The organism is Paenibacillus turicensis (assembly GCF_050461185.1).
In the GTDB taxonomy this organism is placed as follows: domain Bacteria; phylum Bacillota; class Bacilli; order Paenibacillales; family Paenibacillaceae; genus Fontibacillus; species Fontibacillus turicensis_A.
Window position 1 is genome coordinate 1,540,587 of sequence record NZ_JBCMOR010000005.1, and the last position, 23,235, is coordinate 1,563,821.

General features: G+C 38.9%; 19 protein-coding genes and 1 pseudogene. 4 read left to right on the plus strand and 16 right to left on the minus strand.

Annotated elements, in window-relative coordinates:
- Positions 1-11: 11 nt before the first annotated feature.
- The 10 genes and pseudogenes from ABE099_RS09390 to ABE099_RS09435 all read right to left on the minus strand — a co-directional run bounded on the left by ABE099_RS09390 (position 12) and on the right by ABE099_RS09435 (position 10,738).
- Entirely contained in the window at positions 12-944 is a 933-nt protein-coding gene (locus tag ABE099_RS09390; RefSeq protein WP_430029621.1) for an alpha/beta fold hydrolase, read from the minus strand.
- A gap of 15 nt (positions 945-959) precedes the next feature.
- Positions 960-1,604, minus strand: a complete 645-nt coding sequence (locus tag ABE099_RS09395; protein WP_430029623.1) for a TetR/AcrR family transcriptional regulator — start codon at positions 1,602-1,604, stop codon at positions 960-962.
- A 158-nt stretch (positions 1,605-1,762) separates the two neighbouring features.
- The gene (locus tag ABE099_RS09400; RefSeq protein WP_430029625.1) at positions 1,763-2,620 is read right to left on the minus strand and encodes a PHP domain-containing protein; all 858 of its coding nucleotides are present in this window, start codon (positions 2,618-2,620) and stop codon (positions 1,763-1,765) included.
- 176 nt (positions 2,621-2,796) lie between these two features.
- Positions 2,797-3,225, minus strand: a complete 429-nt coding sequence (locus ABE099_RS09405) for a hypothetical protein (RefSeq protein WP_430029627.1) — start codon at positions 3,223-3,225, stop codon at positions 2,797-2,799.
- 294 nt (positions 3,226-3,519) lie between these two features.
- A pseudogene (locus ABE099_RS09410) lies at positions 3,520-5,052 on the minus strand (endonuclease); the annotation flags it as partial.
- Between the two features lie 305 nt (positions 5,053-5,357).
- Positions 5,358-5,621 carry a YlbG family protein gene (locus ABE099_RS09415; RefSeq protein WP_210088141.1) on the minus strand — a complete coding sequence of 88 codons (264 nt, stop codon included), beginning with the start codon at positions 5,619-5,621 and terminating at the stop codon, positions 5,358-5,360.
- A gap of 27 nt (positions 5,622-5,648) precedes the next feature.
- Positions 5,649-6,086, minus strand: a complete 438-nt coding sequence (locus tag ABE099_RS09420) for a YlbF family regulator (RefSeq protein WP_430029629.1) — start codon at positions 6,084-6,086, stop codon at positions 5,649-5,651.
- 48 nt (positions 6,087-6,134) lie between these two features.
- Positions 6,135-7,775 carry a hypothetical protein gene (locus tag ABE099_RS09425; RefSeq protein WP_430029631.1) on the minus strand — a complete coding sequence of 547 codons (1,641 nt, stop codon included), beginning with the start codon at positions 7,773-7,775 and terminating at the stop codon, positions 6,135-6,137.
- 5 nt (positions 7,776-7,780) lie between these two features.
- A complete protein-coding gene (locus tag ABE099_RS09430; protein WP_430029633.1) occupies positions 7,781-9,463 on the minus strand; it encodes a DNA repair helicase XPB in 1,683 nt (560 codons plus the stop codon).
- A gap of 105 nt (positions 9,464-9,568) precedes the next feature.
- Entirely contained in the window at positions 9,569-10,738 is a 1,170-nt protein-coding gene (locus ABE099_RS09435; protein ID WP_430029635.1) for an amidohydrolase, read from the minus strand.
- Between the two features lie 173 nt (positions 10,739-10,911).
- On the opposite strand from ABE099_RS09435, the gene ftsW reads away from it, so the two are divergent.
- The gene (ftsW, locus tag ABE099_RS09440) at positions 10,912-12,144 is read left to right on the plus strand and encodes a putative lipid II flippase FtsW (RefSeq protein ID WP_430029637.1); all 1,233 of its coding nucleotides are present in this window, start codon (positions 10,912-10,914) and stop codon (positions 12,142-12,144) included.
- Between the two features lie 97 nt (positions 12,145-12,241).
- Here ftsW and ABE099_RS09445 read toward each other — a convergent pair whose 3' ends face one another.
- Positions 12,242-12,604: an Asp23/Gls24 family envelope stress response protein gene (locus tag ABE099_RS09445; RefSeq protein ID WP_210088135.1), complete on the minus strand. Its 363-nt coding sequence runs from the start codon at positions 12,602-12,604 to the stop codon at positions 12,242-12,244.
- A gap of 207 nt (positions 12,605-12,811) precedes the next feature.
- On the opposite strand from ABE099_RS09445, the gene cax reads away from it, so the two are divergent.
- Entirely contained in the window at positions 12,812-13,894 is a 1,083-nt protein-coding gene (gene cax, locus ABE099_RS09450; protein WP_430029639.1) for a calcium/proton exchanger, read from the plus strand.
- Between the two features lie 95 nt (positions 13,895-13,989).
- Here the strand turns inward: cax and ABE099_RS09455 are convergent, their stop codons facing one another.
- The 4 genes from ABE099_RS09455 to ABE099_RS09470 form a co-directional block, all read right to left on the minus strand.
- On the minus strand, positions 13,990-14,280 hold the full coding sequence (locus ABE099_RS09455) for a DUF1507 family protein (protein WP_210088133.1): 291 nt from the start codon (positions 14,278-14,280) through the stop codon (positions 13,990-13,992).
- 138 nt (positions 14,281-14,418) lie between these two features.
- A complete protein-coding gene (locus tag ABE099_RS09460) occupies positions 14,419-14,664 on the minus strand; it encodes an HPr family phosphocarrier protein (RefSeq protein ID WP_210088132.1) in 246 nt (81 codons plus the stop codon).
- Positions 14,665-14,746: 82 nt separating this feature from the next.
- Complete coding sequence (locus ABE099_RS09465) at positions 14,747-15,862, minus strand: aminopeptidase (RefSeq protein ID WP_430029641.1); 1,116 nt, start codon at positions 15,860-15,862, stop codon at positions 14,747-14,749.
- Positions 15,863-15,984: 122 nt separating this feature from the next.
- A complete protein-coding gene (locus ABE099_RS09470) occupies positions 15,985-17,955 on the minus strand; it encodes a sensor domain-containing diguanylate cyclase (protein ID WP_430029643.1) in 1,971 nt (656 codons plus the stop codon).
- 524 nt (positions 17,956-18,479) lie between these two features.
- Between ABE099_RS09470 and rpsD the strand changes: the two genes are divergently transcribed.
- Both rpsD and ABE099_RS09480 read left to right on the plus strand, forming a co-directional pair.
- Entirely contained in the window at positions 18,480-19,079 is a 600-nt protein-coding gene (gene rpsD / locus ABE099_RS09475) for a 30S ribosomal protein S4 (RefSeq protein WP_210088129.1), read from the plus strand.
- A gap of 298 nt (positions 19,080-19,377) precedes the next feature.
- On the plus strand, positions 19,378-22,383 hold the full coding sequence (locus ABE099_RS09480) for a transglycosylase domain-containing protein (protein WP_430029646.1): 3,006 nt from the start codon (positions 19,378-19,380) through the stop codon (positions 22,381-22,383).
- A gap of 88 nt (positions 22,384-22,471) precedes the next feature.
- On the opposite strand, the gene ABE099_RS09485 is transcribed toward ABE099_RS09480, so the two are convergent.
- Complete coding sequence (locus tag ABE099_RS09485; protein WP_430029648.1) at positions 22,472-23,173, minus strand: 5'-methylthioadenosine/adenosylhomocysteine nucleosidase; 702 nt, start codon at positions 23,171-23,173, stop codon at positions 22,472-22,474.
- Positions 23,174-23,235 lie beyond the last annotated feature (62 nt).

Here is a 23,235-nt window from a genome sequence, read left to right on the forward strand (position 1 = left end):
GAGTTACACAGTTACTTTCCTAAAAAAGATAATGTATCCTCAGCTAGTTGTTTGGATTGAGTATGGTGCAAATAGTGCCCACCCTCTATGACTTTAACAGCTGATTTTTCACTGTTTTTAACCATATCCTGATGGATCTTCAACCAGTTTTTATCTGTATTAACAGTATCCGATGCTAACAAATATAAAACTGGTAATTCTTTTGGAAGCTGGATTGCAGCTGTCTTTTCAAAATTTTCTAGGATCGCTTTACCTTCATTTACAGTCGCTTCTGATCCCATATTTCTAAGAGCTAAATATTTATATTGTTCGCTGAGCTTGTCCCCCACAGCTGGAATGTTTAGCATTGCAGGGTTAGAGCTTACGAGTAACCGGTATATACCTGACTTTCTTAGAAGAGACATGGCTTCTGCTGGGTTTTCACCGTCATGCCCTTGAGAAGGCAGACTACTATCGATACCGATAATAGCTTCAACTTCATCACGATATTTATTAATATACTCAAGAGAATATACCCCAGATATTGAATGCCCCATGATCGTGTATTTGGTTATACCTTGCTTAGCCAATACTTCATGTATTTCCTCTGTTATATTTTCAATAGATCTTTCCTTTTCTGTATCGTCACTTAAACCATATCCAAAAGGTTCTACCGCCACAACACGATAATTTTTTTCCAATTCATCAATGAGTGGCTTAAAATCAATCACTGGTGCTACCGTCATAAAACCAGGTAATAACACAATCGTCTTATCACCTTTTCCAGAAATTTGGAGATTCATTTTTTTGCCATCTATAGCTACAGTTTCTCCGTAAGGGACTATTTTCTTCGCTTCACGACTTAGTTGAATTTTATTGTTAATAAAAATGCCTGCAAAAATAAGTACAACTAAAACGATGATTGAAAGTAAAATGATCCCAGCAATTTTTAAAGGTTTTTTCATATAAACACTCCTCTTCTATTTAGCAGCAGCCTGACTTAGTTTGTTAACAATTGTTAAATAGACATCATCACTTAGAACATCAACTCCGCTTTTTCTTAATACGTATTGAGCCGCTTTTAACTTCTCAAAAAATGTGTCAGCCGTAGTTACAAATAACGATTGAATAAACCAAGTGCTTGTTATTAAAATAATCATTTCCGCCATTTGTTTTGGTTGTGGAACGCTAATGGAGCCATCTTTATTCCCTGCTTCAATATAACTTTCTATTTTGGGTCCCAAAACTTGACACAGCTGTGTGTTATAAATTGAAGTAAAGGTGGCATCATGAAGTAAAGCCAAAGAATTCGCTATTGATTTTGCAATATCGTCATTAAACATCGCTTCAAGTAAAAGGGTTTGAATTTTTGCCAGACCAGTTAAATCCTCTCGTTGATCAATAGAATCTAATGACTCTTTTTCTGGTATTAATCTTTTTGCAATCCCCACGATAATGTCATATTTTGAATCAAAATGATGATAAACAGCGCCTCGAGTGAGTCCATCTAATCCTGCAACAATATCACTGATTGAGGTGTGCTCATAACCTTTGTTCGTAAATAAAACTGCAGCAGTATCTAGTATTAAATTTTTAGCCTCTTTTGCCGTATATTTTTTCCCCACTTTCTCCACTCCTCAAAAACATTCAATCGGTATGTTTTTAGTTTAAATTAAATAAACCTATATATCAAATAATATTTATTAGAAAAAAGTACCAGATCGCCCATAGTTAAGCGCTTCTGGTACCTCATTATTATTGTTTATTTTCCATTTATTATGATTTAACGACTTAACAATTTCTCCACTTGCGTCATAGGTACGCTTCGACTTCCTAAATCACCATGATAGAGCTGACCTTGTCTTTTACCATGGAAATCTGAGCCTCCTGTTGCCGTTAAGTTTAGTTTAGCTGCAAGTGATAAGTAGGCAGTTTCCTGCGCCTTCGTATGATCGGAATGAAAGACTTCAACCCCTTTAAAGCCACCATCTTGTAAAATACGCAACACTAAATCATCGTCACGATATATTCCAGGATGAGCCAATACCGCCACACCTCCTGCCTCCACAATCCATTTCACTGCATCATGTGGACTAATGCGCTCTATGGCAGCGTAAGCTGGTTTCCCCTCTCCTAAATACAAGTCAAATGCTTGTCTTACATTGTCAACATAACCCTTCACCACCATGGCTTGAGCAATATGAGGACGACCAATACTGTTTTTCGCATTCGCTTTGGCGCTATCTGTTTTTAAAGCATCAGAACGAATATCCTCTAGTTTTAAAGGCATACCAAGTGCAGACAACTTGTCCACAATGATTTGATTCCGTCCATTCCGTCCTTCACGCTGCAAAGCTAACCTTTCCTGCAAAATACCATCCTTAATATCGATATCGTAACCAAGGATATGAATATCTTTTCCTTCAAAAGTAGTGCTAATTTCTATGCCAGCAATAACGGTCATATTGGACTGTTTTCCTGCCTCTAACGCTTCAGCCACACCAGCTACAGTGTCATGATCTGTAATCGCTAACCCTGATAGACCTTTCTCTTTAGCATAAGCCACATTGTCTGAAGGTGTATTTAATCCGTCTGAGGCTTGTGTATGGGTATGTAAATCACAGTGACCATTCCCTTGCATCTTATGATCGCTCCTCTAATTCATAATATAAGCTAATCATACTATATCACTAAAGTTTAAAAGCTATTTTGAAGTCAAAATAATGAACACAAAAAAAGCATAAATCTAAGAGATTTTCCCGATCTGACAAAGAGGGGAACATCCTCTTGACTCATACTTTTATTATTTTCTTCAAATTATCTACGTTTACGTGTATTTTTAATTAAGGTCATTCTTCTTGAGTGACGCAGCCACGAATAATAAGATTTTAAATCCCGTAGCTCCATTGTCTCAGACATTTTTCCTAAAAACGTTACCACAATCATTTTATGTAGCGGCTTCTCATGTATATTATTTTCATTAGGTACATCTGCAAATTCAGCAACCATAACAATGTCATCATCAATTAAATATACATCCTGCTCGTTTCTATAATAAGGCTTCATACGTCCTTGCTTTAAGCACTCCCAAGCCCAACGCGCAATATCTACATTCTTATCCTGAATACGATCATGAAATCGTTTCTCGGCATGATTGGTCACAACAACATCTGTCACTCTTTTATCCAGCAATTCAACATAAAATGACTCACAAGTTTCTTTTGCTTTTGTAATATTGTCTCTCATGAGCACCCCACCGTTTTTAAAAAATAGGTCTATTATACTAAGTATTTATACCTAGTAGATTACAGCATTAGCCAATTATATACAAGGGGAAAGTTTCAAATTTAGAGTTGTATAAAAGAAAATACACCTCACTTTTCCTTCCCCAGCAAGGTGTACTTCATTATTTTTTAACTGCAAAAAAATTTTTTGTTCATTTAATTATGCAGCTTTTTTCACCGCTATAGCTTTAACTTTTATTTTTTGGCTAGAGCTAATATTACTTAATTCAGGCATTTCTGTATGAGGCGCTTCAGTTTCTGGTAAAGGTTCTGCTGCAACGTTGGCTATCGTTACATTATTTGTTATTAAATTGCTACCGTTTTGGCGCAATCGCAAGCTAGCTGTTCCTGTCGTATTAGGCTTAATTTGCACAGTAATATCTTTATAGGCGTAACCCTTGTTATCCGCTGTGACACTAAACGTGCCACTATACCCATAGGAAGAAGGCCATGTACCATCCTCATTTTGAATTTTTGCAACCTGCATACCACCGGATAAATAAATGCCAGCGCTTAGCCCAGACAATGTACTGTTTGGCGCAAGATTTTTAAACTCTACACGAATTTGGAACGGTGCTGCATTAGGCAATTTAGCTTGATGAATAAAGCTATAAGCTGGATCGGAAACAACACCATCGCTTGCACCATATGAACCAGACTTAAAGGTCGAGGCATCCCACCATTTATAGCCTGTCGCAGGCTGTGACCACGGTTCTGGCTGAGGTTCTACTGAGGTCTGGGGATTTTCAATCGGTAAAAGTGCTGTAGGTTGATCCAGTAACAAACCATCCACATCTACCAAGCTTGTATAGCTTTCCTCATCTGCGAGCCAATCCACAATATTTAATAGCAGCGTAGCATCATCAGCTTCTTTAAAGCCATCATAGGTTTTCTTCTTTGCTCCAGTTTCTTCACGTAAATATTTAGGTGTTGCATCCTCCACGGGAGAAGAGTCACCGATAAAAGCAGCTTTGCCTAAACCTACCTTGGCAACAGCGACATAGGGCCCTTCTGCAACCCCACCGCCATTATAAACGCCTTGATCCACTGCATTTGGCCAAGCCGCATTGGTTTTTGGTAAATACACAATGCCCTTTGCTTTAGTAGGATCAAGGATTGCAAGCGTGGAACCTGCATGCATAGCCACACTTGATACACCCTCAGTAATGCCAAAAGCTTGTTCTGGCGCAACGATATTGTTTGCTGTAATATCTCCTAATGCGTTATAGCGGAAGCGTACACCAAAATTTTGTCCTAACCAATCGCTATTTTCTACTCCCTGCATAGCAGCGGAATTCCGTTCCTCTGTACTCATACCTTTAGCAGGGTCTTGCCATGCACCACGACGGTAACCATTGATCGCTTCTGAGCCATCCCAGCGATTTTTGTTACGATCCGCATTATAGTGATCCCCGATAAAGAAAATACTTCCACCTTGCTGGACATATTGCAGCATCGCGGCTTGTTCGCTAATTTTATATGGAATGTTTGGTTCAGCAACGACAAATACATCATAAGGCGCTAAGTCAGCATAGGTAATTGGTGTTGTTTTACGTAGCTCTCTTACCTCAAAACCTTTCCCTGCAATACCATTTCCAAAATCAGAAAATCCGCCATCAATGACCCAGTCTGCCGCACCTGCCGTTTGAGCATGGGTATTATCAAACAGCACTTTTTTACCTGCATGTTCGTTAACGATCTTTGCTAAAATGTATGGTGCGGGATCATTTGCGTTTTCGGCATAGGTTGATGGGGGTGCCAACCATGATGTCATCATTGTTAATACCATACTCACTGCAACAGCTACCTTCATTCCTTTAGACTTTAGCGTAGTCATTTTCTCCACTTCATCGCCTCCTGCATAATTTGGGATTCGGCTTAGTCTAGCATGCAAGTAAGGAAGAAGATCGCGATTTTTGCAAAGGGATTGTTAAATTTTAGAAAATGATACTTAAGTCCTGTAATTACATAAAAATGATAAATCCAACATGTGTAAAATAAAAAATCGAACCTTATTACGACTTCTAATTTAGAATTTCGTAATAAGGTTCGGTTTTTTATTTATGAAGATTAATTATCAGAACTACCTATCGTTTACAAACCATAAAATTGTGACTCTTCTTCTGTATTTTTAGAATATTCAGTCTTGATTTCATTACGATAAGAACGCTCAATTTTCCGTACATATGGCAACTTACGAACATTTCGCATAATGTCTTCGCCACGCTCAGCATTAACATACATGACAACATAATGCATACGGCGAGACAAATAATGTACCGATCCGTATTTTTCTAAATTTCTTGCTGCCTTAACATCATTAACCCAAATAATATAACCTGTACGTTCCGGAAACAATAGTCCCCCCTCGCTTTCTCTTAAAAATTAACCACAACTACATTTCCCACCGCCACCACAGCCACCGCTATGAGAATCTAAATCGTTAGAGGGAACCTTAATTGAATCTGACACCGAATAAGCAATCGTTTCCGACATGACATGTAAAATATCATCTAATTCCTGCTCAGCTAACTTAAAGTTACGAACCGCCTCAAATTGCTCAAGCTCCTTTTCCACCTCATGCACACGATCCTTTGCCTCGTGATAATTAGGATGGAAATGTCCAAAGCGTTGTGTCTCTTCAAACAGTTCCTTTACACTCTCCAGCTTTTTAACAAGCTGCTGTATTTCAATATTATTATTAACCTGCTGCTTCCAAAATAAATAATTAGAAACGGCTGCTGACTCATTTATCATATCGCCTAATTCATAGGCGTAAGTTAACAATTCGGCCATATCAACCGTATTTACGGGTACGCTCATGAATTTCATCTCAATTCTATATCATTTTTGTCATTATAGACGGTATTATCATAACATATTGTTGCAGGAATCGGAATAAAAAGTGCTTACATTGTTAGAGTCAATATCAGGAACCAACAGTTTAGCACCATAACATTGTGTATTAGGTATAGATTGTAGCATAGGCTCGCCTTCACCAAAAGAAGGTATTATACCTACTACACGCCAGCCATCCGATTCATCACAAATTGTGTTAGGAATCAAAGTTACTCTTTGATCTCCCCACTGTAGTTCCACTTTAATTTGCCAAGTTATTGCTTGCTCAATAAGATGTTTTAATGTAGAGGGGTGATAGCTTGATAACTGTTTTCTCCACTTTAAAGGGACTGTATCAAAGTCAGGCAAAGCTTGTGTGAAATCAGGTTCTTCCACACCTATTTCATAAGAAGGGAGTGGAGGATTAGGCTGAACAAAACAACCAGCATTAGTTATTCTACTTTGCAACGTACTTTTAGCTATATTTTTTGAACTACTTTTTGGTTTGCTTTTTGATTTGCTATTCCCAATTGGTTTTGCTTGCTTTAGATTAACTTCTCTTGTCCACTCTGCAATTGCCATTTCAATATGAGCCGGTAAATCGATTTGCAGTTGCCAGCTTAAGCCGGATTCCAACGCAAGGCAAAATTTACGTTTCGTTAATCGATATTGGCTCATCACATCGAGACGAACACATTCGGTAAACAGTTCTAACTTATAACGTATGGCTAAAGGTACTTCAGGTGGCACTAATATTTCAAAATCTGGCTGAACGATAATAGATTGATCTAATTCAAATTGCTCCTCATGCCATCTAACAACTGTAACAGATGTATTTTGTACAAACTTTCCCTGCTCCAGCCATCCACACTGAGCTAACACATATAACCAGCTATTTAACCACAATGTTTGTTCTTCCTTTAATCCAGTGGTGTTAGACGAACAGCATGGTAACCTTGAAACTACGTTATCTAAAATACATATTTCCCCTTGCTGTACACGTGCACAAGTCAATAATGCTACAATCTGCTGCTGGTATTTTCGAGCAGGGACATAATTTTCACACAATATAGTTAACAGCTTTTTATTTGCTGCTTTCAAATCCAACTTTAACCACGCCTGCAAAGCTTCGTCTTGAATTTTCCATTCCTCTGCTCCAAGCCGTAGAACCGACATTTTAACTAAAATATCTAGCATAAAAGCAATGCTAATCGGTAAATCCTCCTGTGACGTTAACTGCAACTGCAAACCTTTAAGCTTTTCATCCTCAAATGGGGTGAGCTCTTTTAGCGCATCGATTGTTTTAAGGAATAAACTCCCCTTAGTAGTAAGAGGAAGGCCATTGTAGTATATCCAAGCTAAGCAGTGAAGTATCGTATGCATAAGACCTTCACCAGATTCCATGTCAATCACAATATTTAAGGGGTCATATGAAATCAAAGCCCCTGCCACCAATTCATTGGTAAGCATAGCTAAGCTCTCTTTATTGATTCGCAACAGCACTTCACCAGATTTATTTTTTACAGTTTCCAGCTTTTCTTTTCGTAGTAAAAAAGGAACTGCGGCACGCAAATCCCCTCCACAAATGCCCAGCTCCATATTTCCTTCTAATTGACTTATCCGAAATGGCAAACCAGCGTGCTGTAAAAATATCGCTCTTAACAACACTTCCATTGACATCATCCCTTTGAACCAACAATCTGATATTCATAACCTTGCTCTAATAAAAACAACTGTCTCTGAGCCGCAAACTCCTGCTCTCTCGTGTCTTCAGATACAATGGAGTAAAAATATGCCTCTAGCCCTGCTTTTGGTCTTAAAATACGCCCTAGTCGTTGTGCTTCCTCTTGTCGTGAACCATAGCTCCCAGAAATTTGAATAGCAACGGAGGCATCTGGCAAATTAACGGCGAAGTTAGCAATTTTGGACACGATTAAAATAGAAATATGCCCTTGTCGATACGCTTCAAATAAATGATCCCTTTCGGCCTGAGGCATGGAACCCGTAATGACGGGAGCTTGTAGCTCTGTAGCAATGTGACGAAGCTGATTTACATATTGACCTATAATCAATATTTGACGATGAGGGTGTCGCAAAATAAGCCCTTTAATGATCGCTAGCTTTTTTTTATTTTCAGCAGCAAGTCTAAATTTAAATTTGGGTTCACTATGCTCATAGCTTTGCCGATCCTCGTCAGACATCCCCACTCTAATTTCATAGCATTTTGCAGATGCAATATATCCGTCTCCTTCTAGCTCACGCCAAGGCAAATCGTACCACTTGGGTCCTATTAGCGAAAATACATCCTTTTCACACCCGTCCTCTCGCACCAAGGTCGCTGTTAGGCCAAGACGCCTTGCCCCTTGTATATCAGCAGTTGCCCGAAATACAGGTGCTGGCAGTAAATGAACCTCATCATATATAATTAGACCCCAATCACGTTGATTAAATAAATCAAGATGCACCTGTTCACCATTTTTTTGCTTTCGATATGTAAGCATTTGGTAGGTTGAAACGGTTACTGGCATAACCTGCTTTTGCTGCCCAGAATATTCGCCAATCTGCGCTAGTGAAATCGTTGTTTTGGTCACTATCTCATGTATCCATTGATGTACAGAGGTCAGATTAGACGTTAAAATTAACGTTTCACATTGTAGTTTTTCCATAACGGCAAGCCCAACAATTGTTTTTCCCGCACCACAAGGCATGACAATAACACCACTCCCCCTCCCCCTTGAATCCCCTTGACCTACAAAAGTCGTTGACGCCTCCTGCTGATAAGGACGAAGATGCCATTGTTGCCCATTAGCTAGGGTAGATTGCCATGAAAAAGCAAGGGAGGCGCCCTTATGATACCCTGCTTCATCGACAATAGGATAACCATTAACTAGCATTTTCTGCTTTAAAACACCACGCACCTCACGATTTATTTCATACTGTCCTGGAGCAAGTTGTGTAACATTTGCACGAGGAATTGCTGCAATTTGTTCCAAAGCAAGCTGTGCCTCCGACTCATCTAAAGTACATTCCAAAATTAGCTTATTGGCATCTACTTGATTTGAAAATAAACGTAGCTTCCCATGCCTTGTTATCCAGTTTATAATGTTTTGAATCAAGCCACTTGGTACATTAAAACGGGAAATAGCCTGTAACACTTCAACCACTTTTACTCCCGTCCATCCATTTGCAGCGGCATTCCATACTGAAAGTGGTGTGATTTGATATGTATAATAAAAAGCCGGACTTTTCACTAATTCAGCGAATTGAATTAGCTCAAGTCTGACTTCTTCAAAGAAAGGATGTTGCTTATCCAGCAATACCGTTCCATCACGTTGTATAATTGCAGCACCCTTCATTGTCATTTTCACTCACTCCCAACCCTTATCGTTATCTCTTTTAAAAGATACGCATTCCACAAGAAATGCAAAATCCCTAGATAGAGTTAGATTGAGAATAAAAGAGGAAAATTATGCATGTTCCTGCAAATAACTCTCTGTGAGTGAGATCAACAGTGCCGCCGCATGGAGCATCGCATCCTCATCAAAATCAAATTTGGGATGATGGTGTGGATAAGTAAAACCTTTTTCTTCATTTCCTGCACCAACTAATACAAAGCAACCGGGAACATGCTGTAAATAATAAGAAAAGTCTTCAGCAGGCATTATAGGCTTGCACAGTTGTCCCGTTAGGCCTGATACATTACCAGCAATCTTCATAAAACGATTAAACTCACTTTCATGATTAACTAAGCAAGGATAACCTGACGTATATTGAACATGTGCCTTCGCTCCATACGCCTCAGCCGTATGCTGTGCTAGCAGATGGACTTTTTGTGAAATCGCTCCACGCACATCCTCATCAAAGCATCTCACCGTTCCGCCTAGCCTGCTTTCCTCCGCAATCACATTTTGTGTTGTTCCACCTGTAAAGTATCCAATCGTAACGACAGAGGGATCCAGCGGGTCAAGGGCTCGGCTTACGACTGATTGTAGCTGCATCACCAATGCTGCTCCCACTACAATACTGTCCACCGTAGTATGAGGCATCCCCCCATGCCCACCTTTACCTAAAATAGTAATAATAAATTCATCTGTAGATGCCATTAATGGCCCAGGTGCACTTTGAGCGATGCCGATCGGAATCGGTGTCCATAAATGCACACCATAAATTACATCTACCCCATCTAAAACCCCAGCCTGTATCATCGCATTTGCTCCACCAGGATAGATTTCCTCTGCGGGCTGAAATATTAGCCTTACTTGACCTTGTAGGTTGGCTTGATGCTTCACAAAATATTTAGCAATGGCTAGTAATGTCGCGGTATGTCCATCATGACCGCAAGCATGCATTACACCTTTAACCGTTGATGCGTAGTCACAGACTTTTTGATCCTGAATTTCTAAAGCATCCATATCTGCACGTAAAGCTACCGTTGGTCCAGCCTGATCTCCTACGATGGTTGTCCAAAGTCCATGGCTACCCTCCATCGAGTGTACCTGTAAGCCTAAAAGCTCAAGTTGGTCCTTCACAAACTTCGATGTGTTATGCTCTGTAAATGATAGCTCAGGATTTTGATGCAAATAACGTCGATGCTCTACCATCTCAGGAAATAACGTCAATAATTCCCCTTGATCCATTCACCCATTCATCTCCTATCTCCTATTTTAAAATTGGTGCTAAAAGCACCACATCTATCCGCTTCTGGTCAATCTATAATTATTGTAGCTAGATGCATAAAAAAAAGATAGCTTGCTTGCACAAGTGCCCTAAAAATACTATCATGAACATAGAGCTTTTAGGGGGGGAATTAATGAATAAAAAAAGTCAAAATCAAACCGAGCTACGACGTGGAACCCCCGATTTTCAACTATTAATTTTAACAATTTTATTAGTGGGGTTTGGCATTGTCATGGTGTTTAGCTCTAGCTCTAGTTTTGTGTTTGGGAAATTAGATGCCATGTATTATACGAAACGCCAAATTTTATTTGCTGGCTTTGGAATTTTGGTCATGTTAATTACAATGAATATTCCTTATCAAAAATTCAAAAAGCTATTTGCACCTTTTTTCATTTTATCAATACTATTACTTATGATAGTGCCTTTTTCACGGTCTATTGGTGGGGCTAGTAGTTGGTTAAGATTAGGAAGCTATGGGCTTCAGCCTACAGAGATTGCTAAAATTACAACCATCTTATATTTATCTGCTCTCATTTCAAAAAAAGGCGAACGATTTCGTGATTTAAAAACAGGTTTTGTGCCTGTTATGGTTATCGTTGGTGCTGTTGCTGGTTTAATTATGAGACAACCGGATTTAGGCTCCTGTTTTATTTTAGTTGCTACCGCTGGCATTATAATTTTTGCTGGTGGTGCTAATCTCAAGCATATAATGGCGTCAATTGGACTCTTAATAATAGGGGCTAGTATCGTTTTAGGGGCTAAAGCATTATGGGATAAAATTAATCCCCCTGAGGTCGTTAGTTCTAATTATAAACTTGGACGTATTCAAGCCTACCTTGATCCATGGCAGGATACTCACGACACAGGTTATAACCTAATTCAATCACTCACATCGATTGGACATGGCGGATTAACAGGTACTGGATTTGGACAAGGGATACAAAAGCTGCATTATCTCAAAAATCCACATACAGACTTTATTTTTTCTGTAATCGGAGAAGAATTTGGTTTTATTGGTACAGGTTTATTTATTTTATTTTACTTATATTTTATTTGGCGAGGGATATTAGTATCTTTACGTTGCCCTGACGCCTTTGGTTCCTTAACAGGGATCGGGATTATGGGATTGATTGCGATACAAGCCTTTATAAATATCGGTGGTGTCACTAGAACGATTCCGCTTACAGGAGTAACCTTACCCTTTATTAGCTCAGGTGGTTCCTCCCTTGTCACGATGATGTTAGCGATGGGGATTGTGCTTAGTATTTCTCGTGTATCGCAGGTTTCTGTTAAAAAAGAAAAAACTAAATCAGTTGTAGTTACTGATGGACGCACTCCACTACCTAAAATAAGTCGAATTCAATAGGTAAAAAAGTATGCTATCTACCAACTGCAAAAAAGAGGAACAAAGCAAATTTGCTTTATTCCTCTTTTTGTTTTGTTTTAACTTTAAGATTTACGAATTAAAACTCATCGTCTTTAAAGGATACTCCTTCAACTTTTACGTTAACTTCAACGACCCTAAGGCCAGACATGCTCTCCACAGCTTCACGAACATTTTGTTGAAGCATTCGACATACTTCATGTATAGGTGTCTCATATAATACAATAATTCTCAAATCAATCGCAGCCTCAGATTGACCTACCTCAACTGAAACGCCTTTTTGAACGTTTTTACCGCTTAAGCGTTTAGCCCAGCCTTCTGATAATCCGCCAGACATTGCTGCAATCCCTGGTGTCTCCAAAGCAGCCATTCCTGCAATTTTGGATACAACATCATCAGAAATTTTTATCGTTCCGATCTCTAACTGCATTTGCTCGGCCATGGTCATTCCTCCTTCAACCTCATATTACTCATTGTAAAACGTTAATCAAGTTAAAGCAAATATAATGCGTAGACCAAAATTTATTTTTGATCTATTATATTCAACAGAAGTGTTGGTTATATTGATGTAATACTAAGGATAAATATGAAACAAAGCAACTTAGCATAATATATCCATGCTCAATTTTATAGGTAAGGATGTTAGAACATGAGAAAAAAATGGTTTCCTGTGCTTATGTTTTTATTTTTTGCAGCTAGTGCAATTGGACATTATGCCCATTGGTCGCCTACCCTACAGTTTGCTATCTCATCAATCGCCGTTATCTTTGTAGCAGGTTTTTTAGGTAAATCAACAGAAAGTGTTGCACATTATGCAGGGCAGCGATTAGGCGGATTTCTTAATGCGACTTTTGGTAATGCAGCTGAGCTCATTATTGGGATTATGCTTGTACGTGAAGGGTTATTTGATATGGTAAAGGCTAGTATTACGGGTTCGATTATCGGAAACCTGTTGCTTGTATTAGGCTTAAGCTTACTTGCCGGTGGGTTAAAGCATAAAGTTCAACATTTTAATGTGTCGTTAGCTGGTATGAACGGCTCACTAATGATTGTTGCTATCATCGCCTTATTTGTACCCGCGATCTTTTTACATACACATGTGATGAATGAGCAGCATGGCACCACACTTAGTTTAATTGTGGCAGGGATACTCATTGTCGCTTATTTATTGTGGTTAATCTTCTCGATGATTACGCATAAAACCTATTTAGCTGACGAAGTAGAGGAAAATAATGCTACAGGGCAAGGTACTCATGGGGAGCAGGAACACGCACCTTGGTCAAAAAAACGCTCAATTTTATATTTGATTATTGCAACAACGATGGTTGCTTTTGTGAGTGAATGGCTGGTCGGAACGTTAGATTCATTTACTGCGAAGTTTGGATTAAGTGAAATCTTTGTTGGTGCGTTTGTCGTTGCCATTGTAGGGAACGCAGCAGAGCATAGCGCCGCTATTTTATTAGCAATGAAAAATAAAATTGGTGCAGCTGTTGAAATTGCAGTGGGCAGCAGCTTGCAAATTGCTTTATTTGTGGCTCCAGTCTTAATATTTGTTAGTCATATATTTGGTAAGCCTATGGATATTTTATTTACAGTGATCGAGCTTGCGGCGATTGGCGTGTCTGTTTTCATTGCAAAGTCAATTACTCAAGATGGTCAAACGAACTGGTACGAAGGCGTATTGCTCATCGCTGTATATGCGATTTTAGGCGTGTCCTTTTACCTTGTATAAAAAAACAACACACACATGATAAAAGAAGCGTATGCCACGATGTGGCATACGCTTCTTCACTTGTATATAGACCTAATGGGCTGTCCCAAAATAGGCTACATCTTTTTTTTATTCATCACTTCGTAAAGCACAGCCAAATTACGCTCTAGCTTGCTTATTAAGCTTTTCCCTACGGATTCCTCAACAAGACCAATACGAATAGCATAATCGACTTGTCTGGAGAAGCCATACATCTGAGTATCCAGTACCTCCTCATAGAGAGGACAATAACGTGTGGCCAAGTTCTCCATCTGCACTTCGATTAGCTTCTCTATTTTTTGAGCATCTTCCTGCAGAATTGTTAATGCTTTAAGACTCATTGGCTCCTGCAATTCAGATGAAGTCATGTTTTTCCCCCCAATCCAAAGTCGTCACTCTTCAACTCTATTCTTAATATTAGACCAAAATGAATATCAATACAAGAATTTATGTTATATAAAAAACCCTCACTTATTAAAGTGAGAGTTTCGGGCATACATTCATTGTTATTCTGCTACGATTTTAACATCAAGTCCATGTTTAGCGAAGGCTGCGGATACTGCTGCTTTTGCTTCATCTGCATCTGGTCCATGTACATGCAATTCATAACTTTGTGAACCTACCAATGTAGTGAATAATCCTAAGATACTTTTCACATCAATGTATTTGTTGTCTGCTTGTAGCACGATTGAGGAAGTAAACTTACCCGCGATTTGGGCAATTTCAACTACCGCTTCATTATTTGTAGCCATACATAATCCCTCCGTATCAACATTGGAATAAATCTAATCTTATGATACCTTGAAACTGTTATCTAGGCAAGGTATTTCTCCCCTATTTCAAGTTTTCAGGATTTAAACCACTTAATTCAGGAATTACAAAAATACCATCTTTTCGGATTAACACATCATCAAAATAAATTTCGCCGCCCCCATATTCAGGACGTTGAATTAAGACTAGATCCCAATGGATAGAAGAACGGTTTCCATTGTCAGCTTCTTCATACGCCTGTCCTGGTGTGAAATGGAAGCTTCCAGCAATCTTCTCATCAAACAAAATGTCCTTCATCGGATGCAAAATATACGGATGGAAACCAATTGCAAACTCTCCGATATATCTTGCACCTTCATCAGAGTTCAAAATTTCATTAATTCGTTCTGTATTATTACTTGTTGCTTCAACAATTTTACCCTGCTCAAATTTAAATACAACATTTTCAAAGGTAACGCCGTTGTATAGAGACGCTGCATTGTAGCTAATTTGTCCTTCAATGGAGTTGCGTACAGGTGCAGTGTATACTTCGCCATCAGGAATATTACGTTTACCTGAGCATTTCACAGCGGGAATCCCTTTAATTGAAAAGGTTAAATCTGTACCCGGTGCCACAATTCTTACCTTATCAGTACGTTCCATAAGTTGCTGCAAGGCGTCCTGAGCCTTGTCCATTTTTGCGTAATCTAAATTACAAACGTCAAAGTAAAAATCTTCAAAGGCTTCGGTACTCATATTAGCCAACTGAGCCATACTCGCATTAGGATAACGGAGAACAACCCATTTGGTTTTCTTCACACGTTGCTCACTATGTACTGCATGCCAATAAAGTGAGTTATACAATTTCATTTTTTCTTCAGGTACATCTGATAAATCATTGACGTTAGAGCCTGCACGAATACCGATATAAGCATCCATCTTTTGCATACGGATCAGATCATAGTCTGCCCATGTTTTAATTGCTTCAGCCGAAGCAGACTTTAATAAAGAACGTTGGACAACACGATTAGAAAGCTCAACAAACGGATTGCCGCCCTTTTTTCCGATTTCCTCTACAATTGCATTTAATAAATCAAATTCCTCACCAATCATTTCAACTAATACGTTTTCACCTGGCTCAAGATCGATGGAATAATGAACAAGATTGTGGGCTAAGGTAGCTATTCTTGGATCTTTCATTTTCTGTCTGCCTCCTAATCATACACTTTGAACATTGGTTAATTCTTTAATTCATTGTAGCACTAAATATACAAAAATTGAACGTTCAGTTTAGAACGTTCAATGGAGTCACTACTATTTTTTTACAGCGTCTTCGCCATTTTTGATTGATTACGTCCGCTATTTTTCGCACGATATAATGCCATATCCGCTTGATAAAATAATGTTTCTACGCTTCTCGTCTGTTCATAATGGTTCCAATCGGCTATTCCGCAAGATACAGTAACCGCTGGCTCTGTATTTGTTGCCACTCTAAGACGGATCGCTTCAGCAATTTGAAACCCATTATACACATCTGCCCCAGGCAGGTATACTGCCAACTCCTCCCCGCCCCAACGAGCAGCAATGTCCGTTTTACGAATCGAATTTTTAATAATGGTACAAACCTGCTTTAAAATTTTATCACCAATCTGATGTCCGTAAGTATCGTTTACTTGTTTGAATTGGTCAATATCTACGAGAATTAACGACCCATTTGTATCCTTGCTTTGGTGCTCCTGAATGACCTCATCCACAAAATGCCTTGCAAATAATCCAGTCAACATGTCCTGGTTAGCAATCCTTCTCACTTCTGCATGTAGTGAAGCATTAGCAACAGCAAGACCAATATGTGAGGCTAACAATTGAAGCAATTTAAAATTGTCATATGAAAAGAAGTTTTCCTCAGGGTGAGAAAGCATTACGACCCCATTAACTTCGCCTCTCGTAATGAGTGGAGCTGCAATCAACGAACGGGAGTTGGTTTCTTCCATTAATTTAGATGTGATCTGGTTATAGGAGGCATAATCATATAAGATGATCGCTTCTCGTGTGGAATGCACTTGCCCACTATAGCCATAATCGACTGGAAATATGTTATTTTCAAGGGATGGAACATTACAGGACATGACTTCCATTATATTTTTGGTCTTATCAACCTGTGTAATACAACAAAATTCCGCTTTAAAAATAGACATTAATTCATCTGTCGCGTATTTAAAAACTTCGTTTAATTGCAAGCTCTGATTAAAGCGTTTCGTTACCTCATTAATTAATCTTAATTCATCAACGAGTGCATTCGACTGCTCGTAGAGCTTTGCATTTTCAAAAGCAATACCTGCTGTGTCAACCAGCATACTCATTAACTGCAAATCTAAATCTTCAAACAATTCACAGCATTCAACCATATGAAACACGCCATATATGCCTTGTTTTCCCACGAAGGGAATCGCAGCCTCCACTTTAGCAGCTTGATCAGCACCTGCCAGTCGCCGTTGTAATATTTCGCCTTCTGTATACGCACGTACACATAGCGAGTTATTTTCTCCCTGGAGCTGCAAGGATTTGACGCGAGGATCATTGCTTGGGTGATCCTGAGACATGAACAGCTGAATTGAGGCAGATGGAAACAACTCTTCAACACGTTCAAATGTTTCTGCTAGCACAGAATCAACATCTATTTTATCATGTAGGTTCTGAACTATTTTAAAAAGAACTGATCTTCGATTTTCATCTCTTTTGGCTTGTTTCTCATATTGCAATAAATCGGTAACAAACAGATTTTCAAAATGAGTATAAAAGCAACTTTGGAAATGCTGTGCCCCTACCTTTACCATAAACTCAGGGGATAGACCTTCTAACTTCCTCTCCCAAAAGCATACTAAAACAGCAAAAAGCTCATCAGCGACACGTGTAGTAATTGGGACGGCAATCCAAGATGCAAATTCTGTATACTCTGTAATAGATGTCTGCTGTTCAATACATTGCTTAACGAGTTCACTAACAATTAGAGTCTCCTTTTCTAATAAAGGCACTTGCAAATCATCCTGAATGATTTTAGCGGTGATATTAGCAACATACCACTTGGTACCCTCTAGCTGATATAGCTCACTAGCTTGTTGCTTCCAGAAGTTAAAGCTATTTTTCAAAAGTGATTCTATATAAGGATAATCGTGCTTAGTGATATCAAGCCCATTAAGCCAAGTTGTCTTATCCCCCAAATTATTTATTGGCGGCAAAGGATTGCTTGTATTCACTCTACTGTCCATAGAGCCCTCCCGTAACTGTTTTACCATAAAAAGCTCCTTCTCACTCCTATTTGTAGCAGTGACTAAATACGATCTAAGCCTTTTGTGTAATTTATCGAAAGCACTACATAAAACTTTGCCTGCCAAATTCTCTAGTCGTAGTTATGAACCAATTGTTGTACATACGAATTATGAAAATTGACCCATATGTTTATATTACTATTATAATAAGGGATTTGCATCATTTTCCCTTAATTTGGAGAAATTTTTTAGGAAAAAAGACCTATCGACAAAAGATATCCTTTTTAAACAAAAAATTTAAGATATTTTCCACGCTCTCCCCTTGACTTTACACCCACCTTTCGTTAAAATTTATTGTTGATAAAGACTGGATAGAGTCTTGATTAGGGCGTAACGCATGCGGCACCCTCTTGTATTTTGTTGCTGACACGACAGCGGCTGAACTTTCGTGTTAGTTGGGCGAATTTATCTATCCCATCGCTCAGTAAACAAAAACGAACGCAAGTAGAACCCTACCACTAAAATTATTTTTAAAGGAGTCTACCTATACAATGGCACGTTACACTGGTCCTAAATTTAAATTAAGCCGTCGCCTTGGAATTTCCTTGAGCGGCAATGGCAAAGACTTGAAAAGAGCATTCCCTCCAGGACAACATGGTCCTACTCAACGTAGAAAGCTTAGCAACTACGGTATGCAGCTACAAGAAAAACAAAAATTGCGTCACATGTACGGTTTAGGCGAAAAGCAATTCCGCACTTTGTTTGCTAAAGCACAAAAAATGCCAGGTATCGCTGGTGAAAACTTCATGATCTTGCTTGAAAGCCGTTTGGACAATCTTGTTTACCGTCTTGGCTTCGCTAACTCTCGTGCAGGAGCTCGTCAGTTAGTATCCCATGGTCATGTTACTGTTAATGGCAAAAAAGTTGACATTGCTTCTTACCGTTTGAGTGTTGGTGATGTAATTGGTCTTCGTGAAAGAAGCCGTGGTCTTTCTTCTATCAAGGAAGCTATTGAAAACCGCGTACATCTTGCAGCTTATATTGAGTTTAATGAAGCAGCAATGGAGGGTAAATTTATTCGTTTACCTGAACGTGCTGAATTGTCTCAAGAAATTGACGAAAAACAAATCGTCGAATTCTACAACCGTTAATATTAACGGAGACAGCTTAAAAAAACAGTCGCTCTTTAGAGCGATTGTTTTTTTATTAGGCTCTATCTATTTTATGTTATGCAACATTATTTAATTATAATTCGTTACTTTTACATAGCTTTGTAAAATATAATTAGGTGCGTAGGAGCATAGACCTATATGGTTACCATACATTTAATATTTTGCAAATAAATAATTATAACAGTAAATTAGGACTGTTTTTTGCTGATCATTACCTTAAAAACGTTTCAGATGGCTCATTTTATGCTATAATGTTGCTGTTAAAAGGAGGCTTCTCATGGTAGAAAATGATACAAATTCTGACAAAAACAAAGTGAGACGAAGTGGGAAACATGAAGCTCCCAAGCGTAAACGAGGAAAACTAGTTTGGTCAATCCTTGGTTATTTAACCTTGTTTGTTTTTGCAGGAATTTTATTTGTTGGAGGTGCCGTATTTGGCTACGTATCCTCTGTAGTTTTTGATGAACCTGTACGTTCACGTGCGGATATTCTGGAAAAAATTAATCATAATGAAATGACAGGTTTTGCCTACTTCCGTGATGGTTCTGCAATCGGGCAGCTTCGAACAGAAGAGGATCGTCGTCCAGTTACCTTTAAAGAAATCCCACAAACCGTAATTGATGCAGTCATCGCAATCGAAGATAACAATTTTATGGGGCACCCTGGCGTAGATTTTAACGGAACAATGCGCGCAATTAAACAACGGGTACTTAAAGAAAGTGTACAAACTGGAGGAAGTACATTAACTCAGCAGTTGGCTCGTCGTGTATTCCTTAATCTTGATCGTACGGATAACCGTAAAATTAAAGAGATCTTACTCTCTTTTCGTCTAGAGCGCTTTTTAAGTAAACCTGAAATTATTACTGCTTATTTAAATAAAGTACCTTTTGGTAATGGCGTGAGTGGCTCTCAGGTTTATGGAATTAAGGCAGCAGCCAAAGGGATTTTTAATGCTAGTTTAAGTGATCTAAATATTGCTCAGTCCGCCTATTTGGCTGGGCTACCTCAGCTCCCTTCCTCATATTCTGCGTTTAATGGTAAAGGGGAGTTTAATGAAGTTGCCTTTAATCGTGCCATAAAGCGTCAAAAACTAGTATTGCAACGTATGCTTGAAGAGAAAAAAATTAGTAATGGACAATATAACGAAGCATTAGCGTTCGATATTAAGGCTTCATTAGCACCTAAAACAAAAAAAGCATATGAAACCTATCCTTACTTAATGATGGAAACAGAACGTCAAGGAGCATTAGTGATTGCCCAGATGAACAATCCTGATCTAAGCAAGGAACAAATCGCCAAAAACCCTCAATTGCTTGAGGAAGGACGACAACAGCTTTTAAGTAGTGGTTATCTGGTTTATACGACGATTGACCCTAAGGTGTACAAATCGATGCATAAAGTTTCTGAAAACGCGAAAAACTTTAGCCCTGAGGATAAAAAGAAGGGACTTGAGCAGGTCGCGGCAACGATGATTGACAATAAAACCGGTGCAATTTTAGGGATGATTGAAGGTCGCGATTTTTACACCGAACAGATGAATTATGCAACACAAATGGTGAGACAACCAGGTTCAACTATGAAAACGATCGCTGCCTATCTACCAGCAATCGAGCTCGGTCTAATTCAACCGGCTAGTGTAATCGATGATTCACCAATCATATTAAAAAACTCAAATACGAGCTATCATATTCCCGGTAATGCGAGTGGTGGCTACAAAGGATTAGTAACTGCTCGAACAGCATTAAACGAATCAAGAAACGTTCCAGCTCTTAAAATTTTTAATCAGGTATTAGGGATTGATAAGGCATGGGATTTCTCTAAGAAGCTTGGAATTACAACCATCGACAAAAATGACTATCAAGCCCAGACAGGTGTTTTAGGTGGACTAAGATATGGCGTGACAGTTGAGGAATTAACAAATGCCTATAGCTCAATTGCCAATGGCGGACAATTTAACGACTCATATATGATTGAGAAAATAACAGATCTCAAAGGTAATGTCATTTATAAACATAAGCTTGAACCACAACGCGTCTTCTCGGAGCAGTCTGCGTACTTAATGACAGATATGCTTAGAACTGTAATTACGAGTGGAACGGGTAAATCCATTAAATCTGACTTTAAGAAGTATGGTAAAATACCAGTCGTGGGTAAAACGGGTTCAACACAAAACTACGCTGATGTGTGGTTTATGGGCTACACGCCTGATGTCTCCTTAGGTGTATGGATTGGCTACAAAGAGCCTGTTAATACGTTATCTAAAGAAGGAAGATCTAGAGCTCGTTCTATTTGGGCACGTGTTATGAATGAGGTCACAGAGAGTAATAAAGACCTATTTAAAACGAGTAAGTTCACTAAACCGGATGGGATCGTTACACGCACTGTATCTGGTTACAGCGGTAAGCTACCAAGTGCACTAACGGGTGGCAATCTTGTCACAGATATTTTTAATGCGAAATTTGTACCTAAAACAACTGAAGATGTACTAGTGCGTGCGAAATACGTAACGTATGATGGTGTTAACTATATACCACTAGAAAGTACTCCTTCTGACATGGTACGTGAAAAAGTTGTTATGAAGCGCGAAAAACCAATTAAAGAACTTGTTGAAGAATTACAAAAAGCGTTTAGATACATGCGATCTCATCGAGATATTAGCTATTACATTCCTAAGGATGCGAAGGAGGATGCACCTTATAAGACAGACCCTCGTGGTGATGATGGTCGTGCTCCATCCCCTCCATCGAATGTAAGGGTATCTGGCTCTACAATCACCTTCAGTAGCAGTCCTGAGAAGGATGTTGTTGGTTATCGTCTATATCGCTCTGTTAATGGCGGTGCATTTGAATATACAGGGAATACATCTCTAGTTGGAGATGCAAATTCAATTGCTTCTGGTTCTTCTAACGCCAGTTACAGCTATTATGTTACTGCAGTAGATGTGGCGGGTAAAGAATCGGCACCAAGCGCAATTGCTGGGACTTCAGGAGGGCAAGGACAACAAGAGCCAAACAATCCTGATAGTGATCCAAACCAAATACCAGTTACACCTAACAATGTGAGTGTCAATGGCTTAACGGTAAGCTGGAATGCTAGTAATACCGCAACAGAATACAACATCTATATGTCGGATAGTGCCGATGGCACGTATACCAAAGTGGCTACAACAAGCAATAACTCCTATGCGATCGTATCAGAAGCACAGCAGGGCTGGATTAAAGTTACTGCTGTTAACGCTTCTGGAGAATCATTTGGATCAAAGGGTGTACAATTTCAGAAATAAGATAAAAAAAGAAGCTGTCTAAGCATAGGCAGCTTCTTTATATTTAGAAAATAAAATTGATATTTGGGAATCTGGACGTTGAACTCGATTACAACTGTTTAAATATTCCTTGTATAATTTCAAAGGAACGATCAGCCGCAATAACAACAAATTCAGGATAGTTCATATGTGCGGAATTATCTGCTTTATCTGACATTGAACGAATGACAACATAAGGAACTTGATTACGATGACATACCTGTGCAACAGAAGCACCCTCCATTTCTACACATGCCCCTCCAAATGTATCATGAAGTTTACTAACGATTGCCTTATCTGAAATAAATTGATCACCTGAAAGTACACGTCCAACAATATAATGGCAGTCTGCTCCAAGCTGCAGACAGCTTTGCTCTGCTAGCTTAATCAGGGTTAGATCAGCAGGGAAATCAGATACCTCCTGATCAGGTGTTACACCCACCTTATACCCAAGTGCACTTGCATCCATATCGTGTTGTTGGCAGGATGATGAGATAACAATATCACCAATGTTTAAAGATGGGTCAGCGGCACCAGCTACCCCAGTAAAGATTATATTTTCAACAGCAAAACGATCAATTAAAATTTGCGTATTTATCGCAGCATTAACTTTCCCAATACCTGATTTACACACAACTACATCATGTCCAAAGTATGTACCCGTAATAAATTCACTGTCAGCATAAATTTGCTTCTGTTGATTCTCGACCTGCTTCAGCAACAAAGCTAATTCCTCGTCCATTGCTCCAATTAATCCTATTCTTTTAGCCATTGCTATTTCTCCTCCATATTCTCAAAAAAAGCACCATTACTGGTGCTTTTTCTTGGTCAAAC

Bases quoted from the DNA above. Each gene is read 5' to 3' on its own strand.
- ABE099_RS09390 (WP_430029621.1), bottom strand. From the start codon at position 944: ATGAAAAAACCTTTAAAAATTGCTGGGATCATTTTACTTTCAATCATC.
- ABE099_RS09400 (WP_430029625.1), bottom strand. From the start codon at position 2,620: ATGCAAGGGAATGGTCACTGTGATTTACATACCCATACACAAGCCTCA.
- ABE099_RS09405 (WP_430029627.1), bottom strand. From the start codon at position 3,225: ATGAGAGACAATATTACAAAAGCAAAAGAAACTTGTGAGTCATTTTAT.
- ABE099_RS09420 (WP_430029629.1), bottom strand. From the start codon at position 6,086: ATGAGCGTACCCGTAAATACGGTTGATATGGCCGAATTGTTAACTTAC.
- ABE099_RS09425 (WP_430029631.1), bottom strand. From the start codon at position 7,775: ATGGAAGTGTTGTTAAGAGCGATATTTTTACAGCACGCTGGTTTGCCA.
- ABE099_RS09430 (WP_430029633.1), bottom strand. From the start codon at position 9,463: ATGACAATGAAGGGTGCTGCAATTATACAACGTGATGGAACGGTATTG.
- ABE099_RS09435 (WP_430029635.1), bottom strand. From the start codon at position 10,738: ATGGATCAAGGGGAATTATTGACGTTATTTCCTGAGATGGTAGAGCAT.
- ftsW (WP_430029637.1), top strand. From the start codon at position 10,912: ATGAATAAAAAAAGTCAAAATCAAACCGAGCTACGACGTGGAACCCCC.
- ABE099_RS09445 (WP_210088135.1), bottom strand. From the start codon at position 12,604: ATGGCCGAGCAAATGCAGTTAGAGATCGGAACGATAAAAATTTCTGAT.
- cax (WP_430029639.1), top strand. From the start codon at position 12,812: ATGAGAAAAAAATGGTTTCCTGTGCTTATGTTTTTATTTTTTGCAGCT.
- ABE099_RS09455 (WP_210088133.1), bottom strand. From the start codon at position 14,280: ATGACTTCATCTGAATTGCAGGAGCCAATGAGTCTTAAAGCATTAACA.
- ABE099_RS09460 (WP_210088132.1), bottom strand. From the start codon at position 14,664: ATGGCTACAAATAATGAAGCGGTAGTTGAAATTGCCCAAATCGCGGGT.
- ABE099_RS09465 (WP_430029641.1), bottom strand. From the start codon at position 15,862: ATGAAAGATCCAAGAATAGCTACCTTAGCCCACAATCTTGTTCATTAT.
- ABE099_RS09470 (WP_430029643.1), bottom strand. From the start codon at position 17,955: ATGGTAAAACAGTTACGGGAGGGCTCTATGGACAGTAGAGTGAATACA.
- rpsD (WP_210088129.1), top strand. From the start codon at position 18,480: ATGGCACGTTACACTGGTCCTAAATTTAAATTAAGCCGTCGCCTTGGA.
- ABE099_RS09480 (WP_430029646.1), top strand. From the start codon at position 19,378: ATGGTAGAAAATGATACAAATTCTGACAAAAACAAAGTGAGACGAAGT.
- ABE099_RS09485 (WP_430029648.1), bottom strand. From the start codon at position 23,173: ATGGCTAAAAGAATAGGATTAATTGGAGCAATGGACGAGGAATTAGCT.